Consider the following 20,326-nt stretch of genomic DNA (forward strand, 5'->3'; position numbering starts at 1 on the left):
TACTTGCGAATATTCTCGTAATGTAAGCAGTTGCATTTTATGACAAGATTAAATGTTTATGTGAGGTTTTATAACAAACTCTTTAACATTTATGAAACCTCTGGTAAAATTAAAAACATCTAATTAATAGCTATGAGATATGAGAGTATGGTTGTTTACGCAATGACTTTCTAGCATATTATGAGTAGAACTAAAATAGGGAAGGCATGGCCATGTTCAAATATATTATTAAACGGTTAGCAATTATTGTGTTAACTTTGGTCTTGATTATTTCAGCGACATTTTTCTTAATGAAACTGATGCCAGGATCACCGCTGGCAAACGCAGAGCGTTTATCTGCTAGCCAACAAAAAATGATTGAATCACAGTATGGATTGGATAAACCAGTTATCGTACAATATGTGACCTATCTATGGGACGCATTGCACTTTGATTTTGGGGTTTCATTCCAGTTTGCAAATCAAGAAGTGTCAACTTTGGTAGGGCAACGTCTTGGCCCATCTGCACAACTTGGATTACAAGCATTAGTCTTTGGTTTGATCGCAGGTACTGGTTTGGGAGCTGCTGCAGCAGTTCGTCGTAACACGAAAACTGATACGTTCCTTTCAGTTCTAGCAGTGTTGGGTATCTCAATCCCTTCATTCGTGTTTGCGGCTTTGTTGCAATACTGGATTGGTTTGAAGTTAGGTTGGTTACCAATCGCTGGCTGGAAAGGCTTTGCAGCGACGATACTACCAACGATTGCCTTGGGAATGAGTCCTTTGGCAACCTCAGCACGTTTCATTCGTACCGAAATGGTCGATGTGTTGGGCTCGGATTACATTGAATTAGCACGTGCAAAGGGATTGTCAAAGAACGAGATCATTTGGAAGCACGCTTTGCGTAATTCATTGATTCCATTAGTTACATTGATTGGACCAATGGCAGTTAATCTGTTAACTGGATCAATTGTTGTCGAGAACATCTTCTCGATTCCTGGAATTGGTAGCCAATTCGTTGATTCAATTTTGACTAATGATTACCAAATCATCATGGGAACGACAATTGTCTACTCAATGATGTTGATGGTTGTGTTGCTATTAACTGATATCTTGTACGGTATCATTGATCCACGAATTCGTTTGGCTGAATAAGGAAGGAGTAGCTAATGTCTGAAAAAGTAAAATTAACAGCAGATGATTTTCAATTGCTTCCCGCAGATCGTCAAACTGATAGTGATAAAATTCTAAAACCTTCAGTTAGTTTTTTGAAAGATGCTTGGCGTCGCTTAAAGAAAAACAAAGGTGCTTTTATTTCACTTTGGGTGCTAGCTTTTGTATTCGTCGTTGCCTTTGCCTCGACACCAATTGCTAATTCAAAAGTGACTGCTCGACAAGACGTCACAGTACAAAATCTACCAGCTCGTCTCCCCGGTGTGTTAGGTGAAGTCCCTGGTTTCACTGGTGAAGGTAAGTTAGACGGCACAAAAATTGACCAATATGAATCTGCAGGTGTTTCTGACAAGAAAAACTATTGGTTCGGTACTGATCAATTTGGTCGTGATATTTTCAAGCGTGTGTTGTACGGTACACGTATTTCATTAGAAGTTGCGCTAATTGCCACCTTAATGGATTTGGTGTTTGGTGTGACGTATGGAATCATCTCCGGTTGGCGTGGGGGTAAAACCGATATCGTCATGCAACGTATTATTGAAATTGTTTCTTCTATTCCTAACTTAGTTGTGTTCGTGCTTTTGATTTTGATTATGAAGCCAGGAATGTTGTCAATTTCATTAGGAATTGCCTTAACTTCATGGACGTCGATGGCCCGACTCGTACGTGCCCAAGTATTGACGGCCAAGGAGCAAGATTACATTTTGGCAGCACGAACACTTGGTTCTTCAACGTGGCGGATTGGATTACGACACTTGGTACCAAACCTTAGTTCAACAATTATTGTGCAACTAATGTTTACGATTCCATCAGCAATCTTCTTTGAGGCATTGCTTTCATTTATTGGACTAGGAATTCCAGTGCCAATGGCCTCATTGGGTACGTTGTTAAACGATGGACAAAAAGCAATGCAATTCTATCCATACCAGTTAGTTATTCCAGCTGTAATTTTGGGTATTATTATGATTGCGTTTAACTTATTAGGTGATGGATTACGTGATGCGTTTGATCCACGTACAAAGGATTAATGGAAGTGAGTAGAGATATGGCAGAGAAAATTCTTGAGGTTGATGACCTTAAAATTAATTTCAATACTTATAATGGAAGTGTTCAAGCCATTCGCGACGTTTCATTTGATTTGTACAAAGGTGAAACATTAGCGATAGTGGGTGAGTCTGGATCTGGTAAATCAGTGACGACTCGTTCTTTAATGGGCTTGTTAGCTAAAAATGCACGTGTTGAAAAAGGATCAATTACATTTAAAGGCGAGGAAATTATTGGTAAGTCTGAAGCACAAATGCAAAAAATTCGTGGTTCAGAGATTGCAATGATTTTCCAAGACCCAATGACGTCGTTGGACCCCACCATGAAGATTGGTCAACAAATTGCTGAACCATTAATCAAGCATCAACATTATAGTAAGAAAAAGGCTTGGGATAAGGCCTTGGAAATGATGAAACTGGTTGGTATTCCAAATGCCGCCGCTCATATTAATGATTATCCACACCAGTTTTCTGGTGGAATGCGTCAGCGTATTGTGATTGCGATTGCTCTAATTGACAATCCAGAAATTCTGATTGCCGATGAGCCAACAACTGCATTGGATGTAACGATTCAAGCCCAAATTTTGCGTTTGATGAAGGACATTCAAGAACAATCAGACAGTTCAATTATCTTTATTACCCACGACTTGGGTGTGGTTGCCGGCATGGCTGATCGTGTTGCGGTTATGTACGCTGGTGAAATAATTGAAATTGGTAAAGTTGATGAAGTGTTCAACTTCCCACAACATCCTTATACTTGGGGCTTGTTGAATTCAATGCCAACGACTAAGACAGAACGTGGTAAGTTGGAGGCTATTCCAGGTACGCCACCAGATTTGTTGAATCCACCAGTTGGGGATGCCTTTGCTGCACGTAACCGTTATGCAATTGCTGCTGATGAAAAGGTTAAACCACCATTCTTTAAGTTATCACAGACGCATTACGCTGCGACATGGCTATTAGACGAACGTGCACCTGAAGTTGAACCACCTCTAGAGGTGCAAAAACGTTGGGCACGCTTCCAAGCTGAGCATCCAGAAGCGGATCGTTCAAAGGCCGTTGCTGTCGACAATGCTGCTGTTCTTGGAAATGGAGGTGGCAAGTAATGGCCGATGAACGTAAAAAATTAGTTGAACTGCAAGGATTAGATATTACTTTTAATGAAGGTAAGTCTAATGAAACTAAAGCGGTTCAAAATGCTTCATTTGATATTTATGAAGGTGAAACATTTGGCTTGGTTGGTGAATCAGGTTCAGGAAAGACAACTATTGGTCGGGCAATTATGAAATTGTATGAACCAACTAATGGTAAAATCTTGTTTGAAGGTGAAGACCTGGCCAAATTAAAAAAGCGCGGTAAGTTAAGCAAGTTCCATCAAGCCGTTCAGATGATTTTCCAAGATCCGCAAGCATCACTTGATTTGCGTATGAAGGTGAAGGATATTGTTGCGGAAGGCATTGATGTTAACCACTTGGCTAAGAACGATGCTGATCGTTCAAAGCAGGTTGAAGACTTATTGGAAACAGTTGGCTTGAATCGTGATCATTCTAGTCGTTATCCACATGAGTTCTCTGGTGGACAGCGTCAACGTATTGGTATTGCGCGTGCATTAGCTGTGCGTCCTAAGTTTATTATTGCTGATGAACCTATTTCGGCATTGGATGTTTCTATTCAAGCTCAAGTGGTTAATTTGTTGAAAGAATTACAACAAAAGCAGGGATTGACTTACTTATTCATTGCCCACGATTTGTCGATGGTGAAATACATTTCTGACCGAATCGGTGTTATGCACTGGGGAAAAATGGTCGAAATCGGTAGTGCTGATGAAGTATATAATCATCCATTACATGACTATACGCGCTCATTACTAAGTTCGATTCCGGTACCAGATCCAAGTGTTGAAGAGCAACGTGTGCCAATCGAGTATGATCCAACCGATGAATTAGATGGTCGTGATCGTCAGATGGTCGAAATTGCACCACAGCATTTTGTTTGGGCTGGTGAAGATGAAATTGCCGGTTATCAAGAATGTGCCCGTGAATTTGGTTTAATTGATTAAAAATGTAAAAAAACGTACATTGAGTTTTAACTTGATGTACGTTTTTCTGTATACAAAGGGGCTGATTTTATGGATATGTGTGTTTATGGTATAATGATACGATACAAATAAAAGAATAGGCTAGGTGAGACGGGTGAGAAAATTTACGGCGTTACCGACATTCTTTAAAAATCAACGCCTTGGTGGCTTGGCAGCCTTAGTATCATTTATTGCAATCGTGGGGACAATTTTAGCTTGGTTCGTTAATTGGATTGTAGGTATTATTTGGTTGATACTAGTCATCATTGCATTAATCGTTATTTTTAAAACACTTCAAGGATTAAGTGAACAGACAACGCATTATATTGAAAATTTATCTTATCGTATTAATCGTGGTGAACAAGAATCAATTATTCAAATGCCTTTAGGGGTTATCCTTTGTACTGACGAAGGTGAAATTGAATGGGTCAACCCATATATTCAGCAATTATTAGGTAATGAAGCAATTGTTGGTAGTGACTTGCAACAAGTTTCTGAACAATTGGCTGAGATCGTTAGTCTTTGGCCGGATGAGGAAAAGCGTGTGACTGAATTAGAGTGGTTAGGGCACGTATTTCAATTACAAGTACAACCAGAATTGAATGCGGTCTATTTAATGGATCGCACGACTGCGGCACAAGTAACAGCAGATTTTGAAGATCATAAATTGTTTTTAGGAATTGTCTCACTAGACAATTATGATGAGGTGACTGAGGGAATGAGTGATGCCGAGGCATCGACTTTACGTACTTATGTCACGAAAACTTTATCGGACTGGATGACAGATCACGAGATTTACGCACGGCGTTTGTCGGTTGATCGGTACTTACTGATTGGTTATCGCTCGGCTTTAGAAAAAGCTGAAAATGATAAATTCAATTTATTAAAAGTGATTCGTGAATCAACATCTGTGCAAAATGCTCAGATTACGTTGAGTATTGGTATTGCTTATAATGAAATGGCAATTGATACATTAGCTGAAAATGCGCAAGCAAACTTAGACTTGGCATTAGGTCGTGGTGGTGACCAGGTCGTTGTTAAATCATCGACCGGTTCCGCAAGATTCTATGGTGGTAATACAAATCCAATGGCTAAAAGAACGCGTGTTCGTGCGCGTGTTATTTCACAAGCATTGGCTGATTTGTTTGATCAAGCCGATCAAGTCTTTGTGATGGGTCACAAGCGTCCGGACATGGATTCATTTGGTGGTGCACTAGGTGTTCGCAGATTAGCCGAAATGTTGGGAAAACCAGCGTGGGTAGTTTACGAAGAGACCGGTCGAGAACATTCAGATATTGGTTTGTTGCTTGAACAAATGTCTGAAGATGTTGCTGATGAGAATGCACTATTAACACCAAATGAAGTTTTGACACAAATGACCGATCAAAGTTTGTTAGTACTTGTTGATCATTCAAAGCCATCGTTGTCAGAGTCGCAAGAGGTCTATGAAGCCTTAAAAGATCGGGTAGTAATTATTGACCATCATCGACGTGGTGAAGAATTCCCAGAGGAACCACAATTGGTTTATGTGGAATCGTATGCTTCATCAACTTCTGAGTTAGTGACTGAATTATTTGAATATCAACCAAGACGCGCACAAGGATTGCGTAGGTTGGAAGCAACAGCAATGTTGGCCGGTATTCAAATTGATACGAAGTCATTTACACTACGTTCTGGTACTCGTACATTTGATGCAGCCAGTTACTTGCGTGCCGTCGGTGCTGATGGTAATTTGTTGCAGGACTTTATGAAAGAAACAGTCGATTCATATCGTAATCGAGCCCATCTCATTGAGCGGGCCAAAATTCATGGTTCAGTAGCAATTGCGGTTGGTGAAGATGATATACAATACGATTCAGTTGTCGCTGCACAAGCGGCAGATTCATTGCTACAAATGATTGGGGTGACGTCATCATATGTTATTACCAGACGTGACAATGACACTGTGGCTGTCTCAGCCCGTTCAACCGGAATCGTTAGTGTCCAACTAGTTATGGAAGCCATGGGTGGTGGTGGTCATCTAAGTAATGCGGCAACTCAGGTTAAAGATACGTCTACTGAGGAAGTTTATGAGTTACTGTTAGCCGAAATCAACAAAGATGATGATGAGCAAGAAAATTAGTAAGAAGAGGGTATGAAACAATGAAAGTTATTTTCTTAGAAGATGTAAAAGGTCGCGGTAAAAAAGGTGAAGTAAAGAATGTTCCTGATGGTTATGCCAATAACTTTTTGATTAAAAATAAAAAGGCTAAGCCAGCAACGAATACGAATGTTTCTGCCTTACGTGGTAAAAAGAAAGCCGCTGACCGTGAAGCTGCCGAAGAGAAAGCTGAAGCCATTGCCCTGAAGAATAAGTTAGAGGATGACAAGACGGTCGTTGAGCTAAAAGCAAAAGCAGGTACCGATGGTCGTTTGTTTGGAGCGGTTTCTTCAAAGCAAATTGTCGCAGCTTTACTTGATCAATTTGGGATTAAGATCGATAAGCGTAAGATGGATATGAAAGAGCCTATTCGTGCGCTAGGTTATCGTAATGTGAAGGTCAAGTTACATCGCGATGTTGAAGCAAACATTCGCGTGCATACTGATGAACAATAATTAAATAGGCATTAAATAGAGATTTAACGGTAAAATGATACGGTTATGTCTCTATTTTTTAATTGTTAGTTATTTGGTACAATGAACAGTAGACTATTTTGGAAGGAGGTTATGTTCACATGGCTGATCAAAATGAAGGTGCACCATTACGTGTGCCACAAGATGCTGAAGCAGAGCAAGCTGTGCTGGGTTCAATTCTGTTGGCAACAGATCCCCAAGATTTATTGGCGGATATTATGACAATTCTTGAGCCTAATGATTTTTATCGGACAGCGCATCGTTTAATTTATTCAGCTATCTTAGCGCTGGATGAGACACAGAGAGCAATCGATATCTTAACCATCACTGATGAATTAGATAAAGATAATCAGGTTGAGAATGTGGGTGGCATGGCCTACCTAACTGAGTTAGCATCAAGTGTGCCGGTTGCTGGTAATGCTTTGTATTATGCTAGAATCGTGCGTGAGCGTTCAGTACGGCGTAATATGATCGATACCCTACAGGACAGTTTGACCCAAACTTATGAGGGTAGTGATTCGGTCGATGATGCAGTTGCGGACTTGTCAACAAAGTTGGATTTAATTAATGGTGGTGAAAAGAGTGCTGACTTTAAGAATATCGCCGACGTTGTTAATAAGTCTTTTGAACAAATTGAACAAAATTCACGTACTGATGAAACTGTTACGGGGTTAGCTTCAGGTTTTCCGGCACTCGATAATTTAACGACTGGTTTTCATGATGGTGAAATGGTCATTATTGCTGCCCGTCCTGCCGTTGGTAAAACGGCATTTGTATTGAACATTGCTCAAAAGGTAGCGGTTGCTGACCCGACACTACCAGTTGTTATATTTTCGTTGGAAATGCCAGATACGTCTTTAGTTAATCGTATGTTAGCGGCGGAGGGAAATATTAATTCGCAGCATATGCGAACTGGACAGTTGGAACCTGAGGAATGGAATTCATTAGCGGTGGCAACAGGGTCACTGGCGCGAACAAATATTTATATTGATGATACACCTGGTATTAAGGTAACAGAAATCAGGTCGAAGTTACGGCGCCTGTATAAACGTGAAGGTCGCTTAGGTTTAGTGATTATTGATTATTTGCAACTAATTGAAGGTACAAGTAATGAAGGACGTCAGCAGGAGGTCTCAGCAATTTCACGTGCGATTAAGATGATGGCGATGGAGATGAACGTACCAATCATTGCATTATCACAACTTTCGCGTAGTGTTGAGCAGCGTCAAGACAAGCGACCAATGTTGTCGGATATTCGTGAATCTGGATCAATTGAGCAAGATGCGGATATTGTTGCTTTCTTGTATCGTGAAGATTATTATGAAAAGTCTAACGATGATACAGATAATCAAAACGATCCTCGTGATGAAGAACAACAAGACATTGGTGAAATTGAAGTCATTTTAGAAAAGAATCGTTCGGGAGCTCGTGGAACTGCCCGGTTATTATTTGTTAAGTCATATAATAAGTTTTCGAATATTGATTTTCATAATGAAGAGCCGGGTGGATTCGGCTAAAGAAAAAGAAACAAAAAGCTCAGGTATATTGTAAAGTTCGTTACGATGTAGGAAGAGTTTTTTAACATAGATTGCAGCTTAAAATTAATCAAATAATAATGAGATTTAAGCAAAGCGAGGCTAGGACATTTTGTCCCAGTCTCGCTATTTATGTGAGTAGGTAAAAAGAGGTTTATGATGCAAAGTGTTGGAAAAGGAATGTCGTTACGCTGGTTATTAGCAGCGAGTTTTATTAATAGTTTTGCGTTTGGTTTTATTTGGCCATTAACGTCCGTTTATTTATATAATGAACTTTATCAAACGTTGGTAACGATTGGTTGGGTCATGATGGCTAATGCTGTTGGGCAAGCGATTGGTTCGATCATTAGTGGGCGACTGTTTGATCAGTTTAAACCTTATCGACTCATTCAGTTTGGTGTGATCACGATGATTATTCTACAAATTGCGTTTATTCTTTGGCATGGTTGGCCAACATATGCAATCATTTTGACGTTAGTCGGTTTTTTTGGTGGCTGGTTAACAGCTTCCATTAACGCCTACGGTACACAAGTCCGTTCGCATGATGGGCGCTTTGTGTTTAATATGCTTTACTTTATGAGTAATTTCGGAATGGTCTTCTCAACAGCGTTAGTTGGGCCAATTTATCCGTTTGGTATTACATGGCTGTTTGTATTAGCACTCATACTTTACGTTGTATTATTTTTTATTGTACATAGCAAGTTTCGCATTAATTTGGGCAGTTATAAACGCGAGCAGCAGACGAGCAAGGTTACTTTACCAAAATGGAACTTACTCCTTGTTTACTCTAGTATCTTGGGACTTGTTGTTTTGTGGATTTCATATGCCCAGTGGCAGGGAAATCTATCAGTGTATATGAATAGTGTGTTGAAATTACCACTTTGGCAATATTCAATGCTTTGGACGATCAACGGGGCTTTGATTGCGGTAATTCAATTAGGTATGAATGCACTGAACTTATCAGCTAATCGACGCTCGATGTTTGTTCAAATATTTGTGGGAATTATCATGTTTGGTTTGTCATTTCTAGTATTGCCATTTAGTCGTCACTTTACTGGTTTTGCGCTAGTAATGGTGATTACGACTATTGGTGAAGCGACAGCCTTTCCGATGATTCCGGCATTAGTTAATGAACTAACACCGTTATCTTTGAAAGGACGTTATCAAGGGTTATCGGCGGCTGCTCCCTCTGTAGGTAGGGCAGTTGGTCCCTTAGCAGGTGGTTTTATTATTCAACAACAGGGCTATAGTACTTTGTTTTATGCAGCTGCTGCATTGACCTTTGTGGCATTTGTTGGTGTTTTGCTAAGTATTGTATTGGGTTATCGTCATACGGTTCGATATGAGGAAAGTTAAAATTAATCCATTTTAATCATAAAGAGGTTGGAACAAAATAACGGTTCCAACCTTTTCGTGTTAAAAATGCATTGATTATAAGGGCATAAATTTTACAGTATAAACGCGTTCCAAAAGTCTGAAGCCTCAATGTAACGTGATTTGTGTCATTCTGGTCCTTCGCTTTGCTCTGGCCAAGAATGACGCAAATCAAGTTACAAACCGGCTTCAAAGCGACTTTTGTCTCGCTCTCTTTTTTTAATCCAATGATTATTATTTAACTAACTTTGTTTCGCAATTAATGTCAACTTGCTATAATTAGAATAATCTATGAAAGGACTTGGCCACGATGGAAGTATTAGAGCAAGCCTATGCAAAGTTAAATATTAGCCTTGATACCCCGTTTATTCATAAAAATGGTGAACAAGAATGGGACATGTTAATGGTGGCCATCGACCTAGCTGATACGGTGACAATTCGTACCACGACTGATCATCAGAATATTGTTGTTGAATCAACGAGTGGTTTATTACCACTTAATGAAAAAAATTTAGCGTACCAAGCAGCGCGTTTGATGCGCACGATAGCCGGTAAAGATGAGGGAATCGAAATACATATCATGAAGCGTGTACCGGTCGCTGCAGGACTGGGTGGTGGCTCTTCGGATGCCGCGGCGGTTTTGCGGGGATTAAATCGTATTTGGCAACTTAATTACACTGAAGATAAGTTAGCAGTGTTGGGATTGCAGATTGATGCCGATGTACCTTTCTGTGTCTATTCTCGTCCGGCTCGTGTTCGCGGACGTGGTGAGGTTGTTGAACCCCTGACTCAGGCGTTGCCACCTTTATGGGTGATCGTTTCTAAACCAGGTATTAGCGTTTCGACGCCTAAAATTTTAAAGCTGGTAGACTATGCTAATATGCAGCATGGGGATATGATTGGGCTAATGTCAGCAGTCAATGCTGGTGATTTCCAGTCGGCATATTGCAAAATGTTTAATGTCCTTGAATCTATTACTGGTACAAAATATCCAGAAATACTACGTTTGAAACAAAAGATGTATGATTTTGGTGCTGATGCAGCACAAATGTCAGGAACGGGGCCAACCGTATTTGCAATTTCTGAAAAGGCATCACGTGCAAAACGCATCTATAATGCCGTCAGAGGTTTTGTGTCGGAAACCTATTTGGTTCGGTTAGTAAATTAAGATTTTTAATAGCAAAGAAGTAAAGTTCGTGTTTTAATCATTTTAACTTGTTTCTTTGCTTTTATTTGTATTAAAAACGAACAAAACTATTTACTTTTTGAACATTACCCATTATATTTAATATGTAGTTCGTGATTGACGAACGATATGAGTAAGCTTTTATAAAAAGGGGATAGAAAAATGGCTTCAAACGCAAAGATGTGGGTGGCAGGTGCCGCGGTTGTAATTATTGCAGGTGGTGCATATGCTGCTTGGTCTGGAAACAAGTCAAGTGATGATAAGAGTGATAAGACGTCAGTTGCGCTGGTGACCGATGGTGGTGGTGTCGATGATAAATCATTCAACCAGTCAGCATGGGAAGGTATGAAGTCGTGGGCAAAGGATAACGATGTGAAGCAAGGCAAGGGCGGTTATGCTTATTATCCTTCAAAGACTAATGCAGATTTTACAACGAATATGGATCAAGCACGTTCAGACGGCTTTAAGAATGTTTACGGTATTGGCTTTCAATTGGTTTCAACAATTAATGAGCAATCAAAGAAACATCCAGATACAAATTATATGATTATTGATGATGTTGCCAAGGCTCGTAAGAATACAGTGTCGGTTACTTTTAAGTCTGAACAGTCATCTTACTTGTCTGGTGTTGCGGCTGCTAAAATGACAAAGACAGATAAACTTGGTTTCGTTGGTGGCTTGCAATCATCTGTTGTTAAGACGTTTGAGGCCGGCTTTATTGCGGGAGCAAAGTCAGTTAATCCTGATATTCAAGTTGATGCGCAATATGTAGGTAGCTTTACCGATGCTGGTAAGGGAAAGACGATTGCTTCGTCGATGTATCAAAACGGTGCTGATGTTATCTTTACGGCAGCCGGTGGTTCAGGAGCCGGTGTCTTTACTGAGGCAAAGGATTTGAATGAGGAAAAGAACGCGGCAGACAAGGTTTGGGTCGTTGGTGTCGATCGTAATCAAAATGATGATGGCGCCTACAAAGCTAAGGATGGTAAATCTAACTTTACATTGACTTCTGCTGTTAAGAAGGTTGGTAAGGCTGTGATTGATGTGACTGACAAGACGGCTAAAGGTAATTTCCCTGGTGGTAAGCACTTAGTATATGGATTGAGTGATAAGGGGGTTGCAATTACACGTGGTCATATGACAAGCGACGCCTGGCAAGCTGTGCAAGATGCTCGCAAGGATATTGTCAGTGGGGATGTTAAAGTTCCTGCTAAATAATTAACAAAATATTGTCATTACAATGTATTTCATAGCGCATTTTATGCTATTCCTGGTTAAACAAGTATTGTTTTTATGATACTTGTTTTTTTATTGTCCTGAAAATAGGTAAAACTTAAAACCGTTGACCACATTAATGAATTTAAGCGTTTTCATTTTTTATATTTTAAATACTAACAGATTTATATTTTATTTATATTAACTTGACTGTACATGGTTAAAAGTATTAATTTAGTAAGGTAGGTTTTATTTAATTTTTATTATTAAGGAGAGGTCTGTTGGAAGGTAAGGAGAAGTTATTCAATAAGGGATTTATCAGTATTACACTGGTTAATTTCTTAGTTTTTTTGGTTTACTATTTATTAATGGTAATCATTGCTGTTGTTGCTCAAGAAAATTTGGGCGCAACGTTGAGTCAAGCGGGATTAGCATCAGGTATTTACGTTATTGGGACACTATTAGCTCGGCTTTATGTGGGAAAGAAGCTAGAGGTTCTGGGACGTAGACAAACATTACGTGTTGGTATTGTTTTGTACTTCATTACAACATTGATGTACTTGTATATGCCATCACTAATGGTTCTTTATATCGTCCGTTTATTAAATGGATTTTTCTATGGAACCGTTTCGACGGCAACGAATGCGATTGTGACAGAATATATTCCATTATCACGGCGTGGCGAAGGAATTAATTATTACGGTTTGAGTACAAGTTTGGCAGCGGCCATTGGTCCGTTTTTAGGTATGCTATTGTTACAAGCAACTAGTATTGACTTCATTGTTATGATGTCGAGTGTTATTTTGGCATTCACCGTTGTCGGTTGCTTGATGTTGAAGGTCAATAACTTGGACTTGACGAAGGATCAACGTGCATTAGCTGACAGTTGGAAAATTAATACCTTTATTGATTCAAAAGTCGTCTTTATTGCGACAATTGCTTTTGTTATGGGACTTGCTTATTCAAGTGTGTTATCATTTCTGGCATCGTACGTTGAGACGATTGATTTAGTATCAGTTAGCTCATTTTTCTTTGTGGTGTACGCCTTAGTTATTACAGTGACCCGTCCAATGGCAGGCCGTATTTTTGATCGATATGGTGAGAACTCAGTGATGTATCCTAGTTACTTGTTCTTAGCAATTGGGTTGTTTGTGTTAAGTATAACGACCTCTGATTGGGAATTGCTATTTTCTGGTGCTTTGATTGGTTTGGGATATGGAACGTTTATGTCAAACGGTCAGGCGGTTGCTTTGCATTTGGAGAAGGATGTCAGCCGAGTTGGTGTTGCTTTATCAACGTATTTCGTTGGCTTGGACTTAGGAATCGGTGTTGGGCCTTACGTGTTAGGTGCCTTGCGTAATTTTGTTGATTTCAAACAAATGTATTTGATTGCAGCAGTGCTACCAATTATATGTGCTATTTTGTATAAATTATTCTATAAAGGTGCCAAAGATTAAAAAATATGCGACATATTAATAAATGTTCGTGTTTTGCTTAAAATAATCTTTTATATTAATATTATTAGGCAATAAACACAATATTATTGACTATCCGCTATGGTAAATCAATAAAACACGAAGTATGTATTTACTTTAAGCGACTTTTAAGCTATGATGAATTAGTAGCTTGAGGGGAAACGCAGAGCACATTAAAATACATATAGTGGATACAATTATTTGGCATTGATTTAATGGCCAGATATTGACCTTGATTTGTCATAATGTGAAACAAGAGGTTGGGATAAAAATTTCCCAGCCTCTTTTTGTGTTTAGCATACATTGATCATCATTTTTGAGAGCTAGGATTGTCCTTTGTATGATGGCAAGGTGAGCCCCTGACAAACATAGGCTTTTCCGTTATACTTGTTAAAAAGAGATGAGAAATTATAAGGAGAATGATTACGCATGGATAATGATGAAGAACTACGTAACGATAAATTGCTTGATGCGATAGCAGTTTTTCGTGAGGAACAAAATGAGGTCACGGAGCATAACTTTATCCAAGCATTAATTGATGCTGTATTTATTGCGCCAGTTAATTTTTCAGAACCACCCATTGTTAAGGATGATGGTGGTGTTGAAATTCCAGATAATGCGCAAATGCAGCTGGTAACGTTTGAACTAGAAAATGGTAACGGCGTTTTCCCTGTGTTTACTGATTTGGAAGCCTATAATACACAAACTATTGAAGCTGATTTACCTGTTTATCCTTGGGCAATGGCGTTATCAGATTACTTACCAATCTTGCAAGACGATGATACACAGAATATCGAAGGATTAGCCTTAAATCCGTTTACTAATGGTATGCCAATCACGCGTGATAACATCGCTTATATAGCACAACAAATTGCTGAACAACAGCGAGCGGATGAACATGATGAAGCAGGCGACAATGAAATGGAAATTATGTCAGCTGAAGAGTTGATTCCAACGCCACTGCGTTATGAATTGATTGGAATTGCTGACGATGCAATGGGAACCATTGAAAGCATGTATCTTCTTTGGTTGACTAATAATGATGCCAATACATCAAACTATCTATTAGTAGTGGATGGTCCAGATCGGGATGCAGTGCAAGCTCTTTATCAACAAATAGCAACAGCATTTGAAGAAAAAGCAGGTGATGAAGGCAGCGCAGTTGACATTGTTTATGCAGCTGACTTTCAAGTCGATCTGTCAGAGTTTGATAGTTTATACAATCGAACTTTAGGTTAAGTGAGTCGTTCTCAATAAAATAGTAATAGGAAGTTTTCTATAATAATGAATGAAGAAGTAGATTTAACAATTATTGGTGCTGGTCCAGTGGGTATGTTCGCGGGCTTCTACGCTGGTTTACGAGAATTAAAAGTGGCCATTGTTGAAAGCTTGCCCGATGTGGGTGGACAAGTTACGAATTTTTACCCCAAAAAAACCATCTTAGACGTGGCGGGATTTACGAATGTTTCTGGTCAAGCATTGATTGATGATTTAACTGAACAACTGTCTCAATTTGATCAAACAATCTTATCAGGCGCAACTGTTACGGACATTATCCCGGATGAGGATGGTTATCAAATTAAGATGGATCAACAGGCAGGGTTCCATACAAAAGGTATTGTACTAGCCACTGGGGCAGGTGCCTTTGAACCACGCCGCATTTCAGCAGATTTGTTAGGGGATGATGTTGCCGATAATATTCATTACTCTATTCATGAACAAGAGTTATTCGCTGGTAAACGTGTTTTAGTAGCTGGTGGCGGTGATTCAGCAGTCGACATGGCATTACAACTAGAATCAATTGCTGCCGAAGTTAGCCTTACGCATCGTCGTGATAAGTTTCGTGCATTAGAACACAATTTGACACAACTTGAGCACTCATCAGTAAGTATCGAGACACCGTATACAATTAAAAACATTACGCGTGATGTATCTGGCGCTTTATCAGTGACCTTGCAAGTTGCTCGCGCTGAGGAAACGAAAGTTATTACGGTAGATGAAGTTGTGGTTAGTTACGGCTTCCAAACCGAGAACAAAGTGATGGCTGGTTGGACGATTAAGCCGGCATTAAACGATCAAAATCGGGTTTTGGTGGCGCAAAACATGGCGACGTCAGTCAAAAATGTGTATGCAATTGGGGATGTCGCTGCTTATGATGGCAAATATGATGTGATTGCGACTGGTTTTGGTGAAGCGCCAACTGCTATTAATGATTTGATGACACATATTCTACCTGAAAAGCAAGGACCAGCACATTCTACGGCATTGACGGTTGAAAATGGGACTGTTAAACGTTAGTGATTATTTTGTGAAAAGATTACCAATTACTACTAAATATCTTGAAAATTTGTTACAATAATAACGAACAAAATTAGAAAAAAGAGGTGTACCAATGGCAAAGTTGGTTTTAATTCGTCACGGTCAAAGTGAATGGAATGCATTGAACTTATTCAATGGATGGGTTGATACAAAGTTGAGTGACAAAGGTGTCGCTCAAGCTAAGACAGCTGGACAATTGTTGGCTAAAGAAGGTATTCAATTCGACCAAGCTTATACGTCAGTTTTGACACGTGCCATCACGACATTGCACTTGGCTTTGGAAGAAACAGATCAAATGTGGATTCCAGAAGTTAAGTCATGGCGTTTGAACGAACGTCATTACGGTGCTTTGCAAGGTTTGAACAAAGCTGATGCAGCGAAGAAGTGGGGTGATGACCAAGTTCATCAATGGCGTCGTTCATATGACGTTTTGCCTCCATTGCTAGAAGAGCAATCAGAAACAATGACAATTGATGGTAAGACTTATCCTGCATTGGATCGTCGTTACCAAGATGTGCCAGCAGGTGAAATGCCAAAGGGTGAGAACTTGAAGGTAACTTTGGATCGTGTCTTGCCATTCTGGGATTCAGATATCTCAAAGGCCTTGAAGGCTGGTAAGAACGTTATTATCGGTGCCCACGGAAATTCATTGCGTGCCTTAGTAAAGCACATTGAGCAAATCTCTGATGATGACATCATGGGTGTTGAAATTGCTAATGGTGAGCCATGGGTTTACGACTTGGATGAAGATTTGAACGTTGTTTCAAAGAATATCTTGAAGCCTGAAGCTTAATTAGAAATATGAGATAGAGACTACTGACAGTGATGTTGGTAGTCTTTTAATATGCTCAAATAATAAATGTACAAGATTTTTCATTTGACTATAACTAACTGATTAGTTATTATATGCGTATGAGAACAACAGATATTAACAAAATTAAAGCAATTAAAGAATCAGTCTTGAATTTAAGTCAAGATGTTGGATTGTCAAATATGACCACTGCGAAGATTGCTAAAGAAGCTAGTGTTAGTCCAGCAACAATTTATTTGCACTATCACGATAAAACTGATCTGCTAAGTCGTCTATATGAGGAGGTTAAAGTAAAATTACATGAAGGATTAGATCAAGCCATTGATCAGACACAGAATCTTGAAGTACAGATTGGACAAGCAATTCGTTTTTCCGTGGCACAATATCGTAAATTTCCAAAGCAGGCCTATTTTATGGGTACTCTTTGGAGCAACCAGGAATTATTAGATCAGCATGCTATCGAGTTTGGTAATACTATGGAAAGTCCTTTAGCGGATCTTTTTGTAAGAATTCAGCAATCACCTGAGTATTCGCCTCTTTCTCATGATGTTTTGGAAATATTTTTTACTGTACCGACTTTGGTTTTAGAACGAGAGCCAAAGATGGATGAAAAAGAACTCAATCAAATTATTAATATGGTAACAAAAGCTATCAAGAAATAGCTTTTGTTATTTATCTATAAAAAACTAACTATTCAGTTTTAAAGGAGGAACAATTCATGAATAAAATTATTTTAGTAACTGGTGCCACTGATGGTATTGGAAAAATTACGGCAACAGAATTAGCCAAGAAAGGAAATCATGTCATTATTCATGGTCGTAATGAACAAAAAGCTCAAAAAACTGTGGCAGAAATTAAACAGCAGGTTCCAAATGCGGAAGCAGAATACTTAATTGCGGATCTTTTCTCATTACCAACGGTTAAACAAATGGCTGAACAGTTCCAGGAAAAATATGATCATCTTGATGTTTTGATTAATAATGCTGGTGCTGTGTTAGATGATACGCGTAGGGAAACAGACGGCATCGAAAATACAATGGCCCTTAATGTCTTAGCACCATTGTTGTTAAATCAACTATTGTTGCCTAGTCTAGAAAAAAGTTCAGACGGCAGAATTATTAACATGTCATCTGGCACTCATCGTCAAGCCAAACCAGATATGGACGACCTAAATTTGAAAAATGAGCCTTCTGGGCAAAAACGCTATGGCATCAGTAAATTATTTGTTATTTGGAATTCGCAACATTTGGCAGCTGAATTACAAAAACGAGGTATAACAAATGTAACGGTCAACTGCTCTCATCCAGGTGCAGTCGGGACTAATTTTGGTCAAGATAGTGATAATGGATTTATCAATAACATGATTTATAAAGTTGCCTTGCATTTAATGCCAGCACCAGAAAAAGGAGCTATTACAAACATTTATCTAGCTTCATCGGATGAAGTAAAGGGGGTGACTGGCAAATTCTTTAATAATAAGAAACAACTTGAAAAACCACAAATGAAGGAGCATACCCCTGAAAGGGAACAACAACTGTGGGATTATTGCATGAGGGTCATTGCCCCATATCTTAAAGAAACAACACATGCCTAAATTTATTTATTGCAAATCATTTTTAAACCAAAGGAGAGAACATTATGTTTACTTCAATTAGTGGAAATGTTGCAATCGTTACCGGTGCAGCTTCAGGTGCTGGACTAGGGGTTGCAAAAGTCTATGCTAAAAATGGTATCTCAGTCGTTATTACTGGTCGCACAGAATCAAGGTTATTAAGCGCCAAAAAAGAAATTGAAGAACAAACACTTAGTTGTTGTTGCAGATAATACTGATCATGATGCTGCAGAAAAAGTAGTTTCTAAAACAATTGAAACTTTTGGAAAGTTAAATATTTTGGTTAATTGTGCACAAACTTTTCGTGCAAATATCAAAGTAGAGGATGTTAGTTGGGATGATATTACCGCAGTTTATGAATCAGGGGTTTTTGGAGCTTGGCGCTTAATGCAAGCGGCATTTCCATATTTGAAAGAAAGCCAAGGAACGGTAATCAACTTTGCTTCTGGTGCAGATACAACTAACGTACCACACTATGCTGTCTATGCCTCAAATAAAGCTGCTCTACGGTCGATTACCCGAATAGCTGCTAAAGAATGGGGACCATACAACATCAATTTAAATAATGTTAACCCACTCAATCCTTCCAGAGAAAGTGACAATATCAATGAGGATCCGGCCGCTGCTGCCTCTACAGAAGCGGTGGTTAACGCAATTCCAATGCGCCGCTGGGGAGATATCGAAAAAGATGTCGGTAGTGTTTGCTTATTTCTTGCCCTACCAGAAGGACATTATCTAACTGGTATGACATTTGATGTGGATGGTGGCACGACAATTAGAAGTTAAAAAGGCTACGAAAAGGAGAAATTAACTATTATGAAAAAGCTTATTTTGGCAACAAGTTTAGTTTGTAACGCAGTTTTATTGTATCGATTGAACGAAGATAAAAAAGATATTTACGATTTGACAGAACGTGCACACTTTTATAAACAAAAGTTTGATGAAAACTTAGAAGATCATTAAATTGAATAGGTGATTTTTTGTAAGGAAGGAGTAATAATCGATGAAACCCAAAACGATATTAGTTACAGGTGCCAACAGTGGTATTGGTTATCAAACAGCTTTAGCACTGGCACGACAAGGTTATCATGTCATTATGCATGGTAGAAATGAGCAAAAAGTTAAAAAAGCCCTTGAAGAAATTAAAGAACAATCAGGTAACGAAAATATTGATAGTGTCATTGCGGACCTGTCTTTGATGGCAGAAGTAAAAAAATTAGCAGAAAAAATCAAGGACAGGTATGATCATTTAGACGGACTGATTAATAATGCTGGTACACAGATGGGAAATGTCAGAGTTGAAACTGCGGAAGGACATGAAAAAACAATGGCAACGAATGTTTTTTCACCGTTGTTACTAACTACTTTATTGATACCATTACTGTCAAAAAGTGCTGACGGCAGGATTATCACGGTTTCTTCTGCTTCATATAATCAAGGAACAAGTGACAGATATTTAGATGATATTGAACTTAAAAACAATTATGAATTTAGTCGTGCGTATGGTTTATCAAAGCTCTATGTATTATGGACTATGTGGCATTTAGAAAATCAGTTACGACAAAAAGGAATTAATAACGTTACGATCAATTGTATGGAGCCAGGTAGTGCTTACTCTAATTTAGGTAGTGAGTCACTCAATCAACGTCCAATTTGGATGAAAGCGCTAGTTGCTGTATGGGAAAAACTTCCCTTGACTAAGGATCCTAAAATACCCGGTACAACAAATGCTTTGCTTGCCACTTCCAATGAATTTAGAGGGTTAACTGGTAAATTCTTTGACTTTGAAGGCCGAATCGAAAAAGAAAATCGGGAGTATTATTCTCCACAAAACGACCAACGCTTATGGGATTATTGTATGACAATTTGTGAACCATTCTTAAGTGAAGCTTTGTAATGAAAAGGGGGGAATTGG

Annotated in this window: 20 protein-coding genes; all 20 read left to right on the forward strand. The window is 39.0% G+C overall.

The window, feature by feature from the left end:
- Positions 1-212 precede the first annotated feature (212 nt).
- The 20 genes from FFM62_RS02525 to FFM62_RS02615 all read left to right on the forward strand — a co-directional run bounded on the left by FFM62_RS02525 (position 213) and on the right by FFM62_RS02615 (position 20,308).
- On the forward strand, positions 213-1,133 hold the full coding sequence (locus FFM62_RS02525) for an ABC transporter permease (RefSeq protein ID WP_115470696.1): 921 nt from the start codon (positions 213-215) through the stop codon (positions 1,131-1,133).
- Positions 1,134-1,147: 14 nt separating this feature from the next.
- Positions 1,148-2,179, forward strand: coding sequence for an ABC transporter permease (locus FFM62_RS02530; RefSeq protein WP_115470697.1), 1,032 nt, complete (start codon positions 1,148-1,150; stop codon positions 2,177-2,179).
- Positions 2,180-2,196: 17 nt separating this feature from the next.
- Entirely contained in the window at positions 2,197-3,300 is a 1,104-nt protein-coding gene (locus FFM62_RS02535; protein WP_075269029.1) for an ABC transporter ATP-binding protein, read from the forward strand.
- Positions 3,300-4,253 carry an ABC transporter ATP-binding protein gene (locus tag FFM62_RS02540; protein ID WP_115470698.1) on the forward strand — a complete coding sequence of 318 codons (954 nt, stop codon included), beginning with the start codon at positions 3,300-3,302 and terminating at the stop codon, positions 4,251-4,253. Before FFM62_RS02535 ends, FFM62_RS02540 begins: the two co-directional genes overlap by 1 nt.
- Before the next feature lie 124 nt (positions 4,254-4,377).
- A complete protein-coding gene (locus FFM62_RS02545; RefSeq protein WP_371851232.1) occupies positions 4,378-6,393 on the forward strand; it encodes a DHH family phosphoesterase in 2,016 nt (671 codons plus the stop codon).
- Positions 6,394-6,413: 20 nt separating this feature from the next.
- Positions 6,414-6,866, forward strand: coding sequence for a 50S ribosomal protein L9 (gene rplI, locus FFM62_RS02550; RefSeq protein ID WP_115470700.1), 453 nt, complete (start codon positions 6,414-6,416; stop codon positions 6,864-6,866).
- Between the two features lie 119 nt (positions 6,867-6,985).
- Positions 6,986-8,401 (forward strand): replicative DNA helicase, encoded by a 1,416-nt coding sequence (dnaB, locus tag FFM62_RS02555; RefSeq protein WP_115470701.1) that lies wholly within the window; start codon positions 6,986-6,988, stop codon positions 8,399-8,401.
- A gap of 177 nt (positions 8,402-8,578) precedes the next feature.
- Positions 8,579-9,775, forward strand: coding sequence for an MDR family MFS transporter (locus FFM62_RS02560; RefSeq protein WP_115470702.1), 1,197 nt, complete (start codon positions 8,579-8,581; stop codon positions 9,773-9,775).
- 328 nt (positions 9,776-10,103) lie between these two features.
- Positions 10,104-10,961: a 4-(cytidine 5'-diphospho)-2-C-methyl-D-erythritol kinase gene (ispE, locus tag FFM62_RS02565; RefSeq protein ID WP_115470703.1), complete on the forward strand. Its 858-nt coding sequence runs from the start codon at positions 10,104-10,106 to the stop codon at positions 10,959-10,961.
- Between the two features lie 180 nt (positions 10,962-11,141).
- Entirely contained in the window at positions 11,142-12,197 is a 1,056-nt protein-coding gene (locus tag FFM62_RS02570; RefSeq protein WP_115470704.1) for a BMP family lipoprotein, read from the forward strand.
- Between the two features lie 278 nt (positions 12,198-12,475).
- Complete coding sequence (locus FFM62_RS02575) at positions 12,476-13,651, forward strand: MFS transporter (RefSeq protein ID WP_115470705.1); 1,176 nt, start codon at positions 12,476-12,478, stop codon at positions 13,649-13,651.
- 447 nt (positions 13,652-14,098) lie between these two features.
- A complete protein-coding gene (locus FFM62_RS02580) occupies positions 14,099-14,908 on the forward strand; it encodes an SseB family protein (protein WP_115470706.1) in 810 nt (269 codons plus the stop codon).
- Positions 14,909-14,953: 45 nt separating this feature from the next.
- Positions 14,954-15,967 carry an NAD(P)/FAD-dependent oxidoreductase gene (locus FFM62_RS02585; protein WP_115470707.1) on the forward strand — a complete coding sequence of 338 codons (1,014 nt, stop codon included), beginning with the start codon at positions 14,954-14,956 and terminating at the stop codon, positions 15,965-15,967.
- Positions 15,968-16,061: 94 nt separating this feature from the next.
- A complete protein-coding gene (gene gpmA, locus FFM62_RS02590) occupies positions 16,062-16,781 on the forward strand; it encodes a 2,3-diphosphoglycerate-dependent phosphoglycerate mutase (protein ID WP_115470708.1) in 720 nt (239 codons plus the stop codon).
- Positions 16,782-16,900: 119 nt separating this feature from the next.
- Positions 16,901-17,461: a TetR/AcrR family transcriptional regulator gene (locus tag FFM62_RS02595; protein WP_165845879.1), complete on the forward strand. Its 561-nt coding sequence runs from the start codon at positions 16,901-16,903 to the stop codon at positions 17,459-17,461.
- 56 nt (positions 17,462-17,517) lie between these two features.
- Positions 17,518-18,393, forward strand: coding sequence for an SDR family NAD(P)-dependent oxidoreductase (locus tag FFM62_RS02600; RefSeq protein ID WP_115470710.1), 876 nt, complete (start codon positions 17,518-17,520; stop codon positions 18,391-18,393).
- Positions 18,394-18,437: 44 nt separating this feature from the next.
- Positions 18,438-18,623 carry an SDR family NAD(P)-dependent oxidoreductase gene (locus FFM62_RS10370; RefSeq protein ID WP_115470711.1) on the forward strand — a complete coding sequence of 62 codons (186 nt, stop codon included), beginning with the start codon at positions 18,438-18,440 and terminating at the stop codon, positions 18,621-18,623.
- Complete coding sequence (locus FFM62_RS02610) at positions 18,589-19,197, forward strand: SDR family NAD(P)-dependent oxidoreductase (RefSeq protein WP_115470712.1); 609 nt, start codon at positions 18,589-18,591, stop codon at positions 19,195-19,197. The genes FFM62_RS10370 and FFM62_RS02610 overlap by 35 nt, the downstream gene beginning before the upstream one ends.
- A gap of 30 nt (positions 19,198-19,227) precedes the next feature.
- Positions 19,228-19,374 (forward strand): hypothetical protein, encoded by a 147-nt coding sequence (locus FFM62_RS10090; RefSeq protein WP_165845880.1) that lies wholly within the window; start codon positions 19,228-19,230, stop codon positions 19,372-19,374.
- Between the two features lie 40 nt (positions 19,375-19,414).
- Complete coding sequence (locus FFM62_RS02615) at positions 19,415-20,308, forward strand: SDR family NAD(P)-dependent oxidoreductase (protein WP_115470713.1); 894 nt, start codon at positions 19,415-19,417, stop codon at positions 20,306-20,308.
- Positions 20,309-20,326 lie beyond the last annotated feature (18 nt).

This window comes from Weissella thailandensis (genome assembly GCF_005405465.1).
Classification (GTDB): Bacteria; Bacillota; Bacilli; order Lactobacillales; family Lactobacillaceae; genus Weissella; species Weissella thailandensis.

What these genes read in the sequence shown, in the direction of transcription:
- FFM62_RS02525 (WP_115470696.1), top strand. Translation starts at nt 213, where the DNA reads ATGTTCAAATATATTATTAAACGGTTAGCAATTATTGTGTTAACTTTG.
- FFM62_RS02530 (WP_115470697.1), top strand. Translation starts at nt 1,148, where the DNA reads ATGTCTGAAAAAGTAAAATTAACAGCAGATGATTTTCAATTGCTTCCC.
- FFM62_RS02535 (WP_075269029.1), top strand. Translation starts at nt 2,197, where the DNA reads ATGGCAGAGAAAATTCTTGAGGTTGATGACCTTAAAATTAATTTCAAT.
- FFM62_RS02540 (WP_115470698.1), top strand. Translation starts at nt 3,300, where the DNA reads ATGGCCGATGAACGTAAAAAATTAGTTGAACTGCAAGGATTAGATATT.
- rplI (WP_115470700.1), top strand. Translation starts at nt 6,414, where the DNA reads ATGAAAGTTATTTTCTTAGAAGATGTAAAAGGTCGCGGTAAAAAAGGT.
- dnaB (WP_115470701.1), top strand. Translation starts at nt 6,986, where the DNA reads ATGGCTGATCAAAATGAAGGTGCACCATTACGTGTGCCACAAGATGCT.
- FFM62_RS02560 (WP_115470702.1), top strand. Translation starts at nt 8,579, where the DNA reads ATGCAAAGTGTTGGAAAAGGAATGTCGTTACGCTGGTTATTAGCAGCG.
- ispE (WP_115470703.1), top strand. Translation starts at nt 10,104, where the DNA reads ATGGAAGTATTAGAGCAAGCCTATGCAAAGTTAAATATTAGCCTTGAT.
- FFM62_RS02570 (WP_115470704.1), top strand. Translation starts at nt 11,142, where the DNA reads ATGGCTTCAAACGCAAAGATGTGGGTGGCAGGTGCCGCGGTTGTAATT.
- FFM62_RS02580 (WP_115470706.1), top strand. Translation starts at nt 14,099, where the DNA reads ATGGATAATGATGAAGAACTACGTAACGATAAATTGCTTGATGCGATA.
- FFM62_RS02585 (WP_115470707.1), top strand. Translation starts at nt 14,954, where the DNA reads ATGAATGAAGAAGTAGATTTAACAATTATTGGTGCTGGTCCAGTGGGT.
- gpmA (WP_115470708.1), top strand. Translation starts at nt 16,062, where the DNA reads ATGGCAAAGTTGGTTTTAATTCGTCACGGTCAAAGTGAATGGAATGCA.
- FFM62_RS02595 (WP_165845879.1), top strand. Translation starts at nt 16,901, where the DNA reads ATGAGAACAACAGATATTAACAAAATTAAAGCAATTAAAGAATCAGTC.
- FFM62_RS02600 (WP_115470710.1), top strand. Translation starts at nt 17,518, where the DNA reads ATGAATAAAATTATTTTAGTAACTGGTGCCACTGATGGTATTGGAAAA.
- FFM62_RS10370 (WP_115470711.1), top strand. Translation starts at nt 18,438, where the DNA reads ATGTTTACTTCAATTAGTGGAAATGTTGCAATCGTTACCGGTGCAGCT.
- FFM62_RS10090 (WP_165845880.1), top strand. Translation starts at nt 19,228, where the DNA reads ATGAAAAAGCTTATTTTGGCAACAAGTTTAGTTTGTAACGCAGTTTTA.
- FFM62_RS02615 (WP_115470713.1), top strand. Translation starts at nt 19,415, where the DNA reads ATGAAACCCAAAACGATATTAGTTACAGGTGCCAACAGTGGTATTGGT.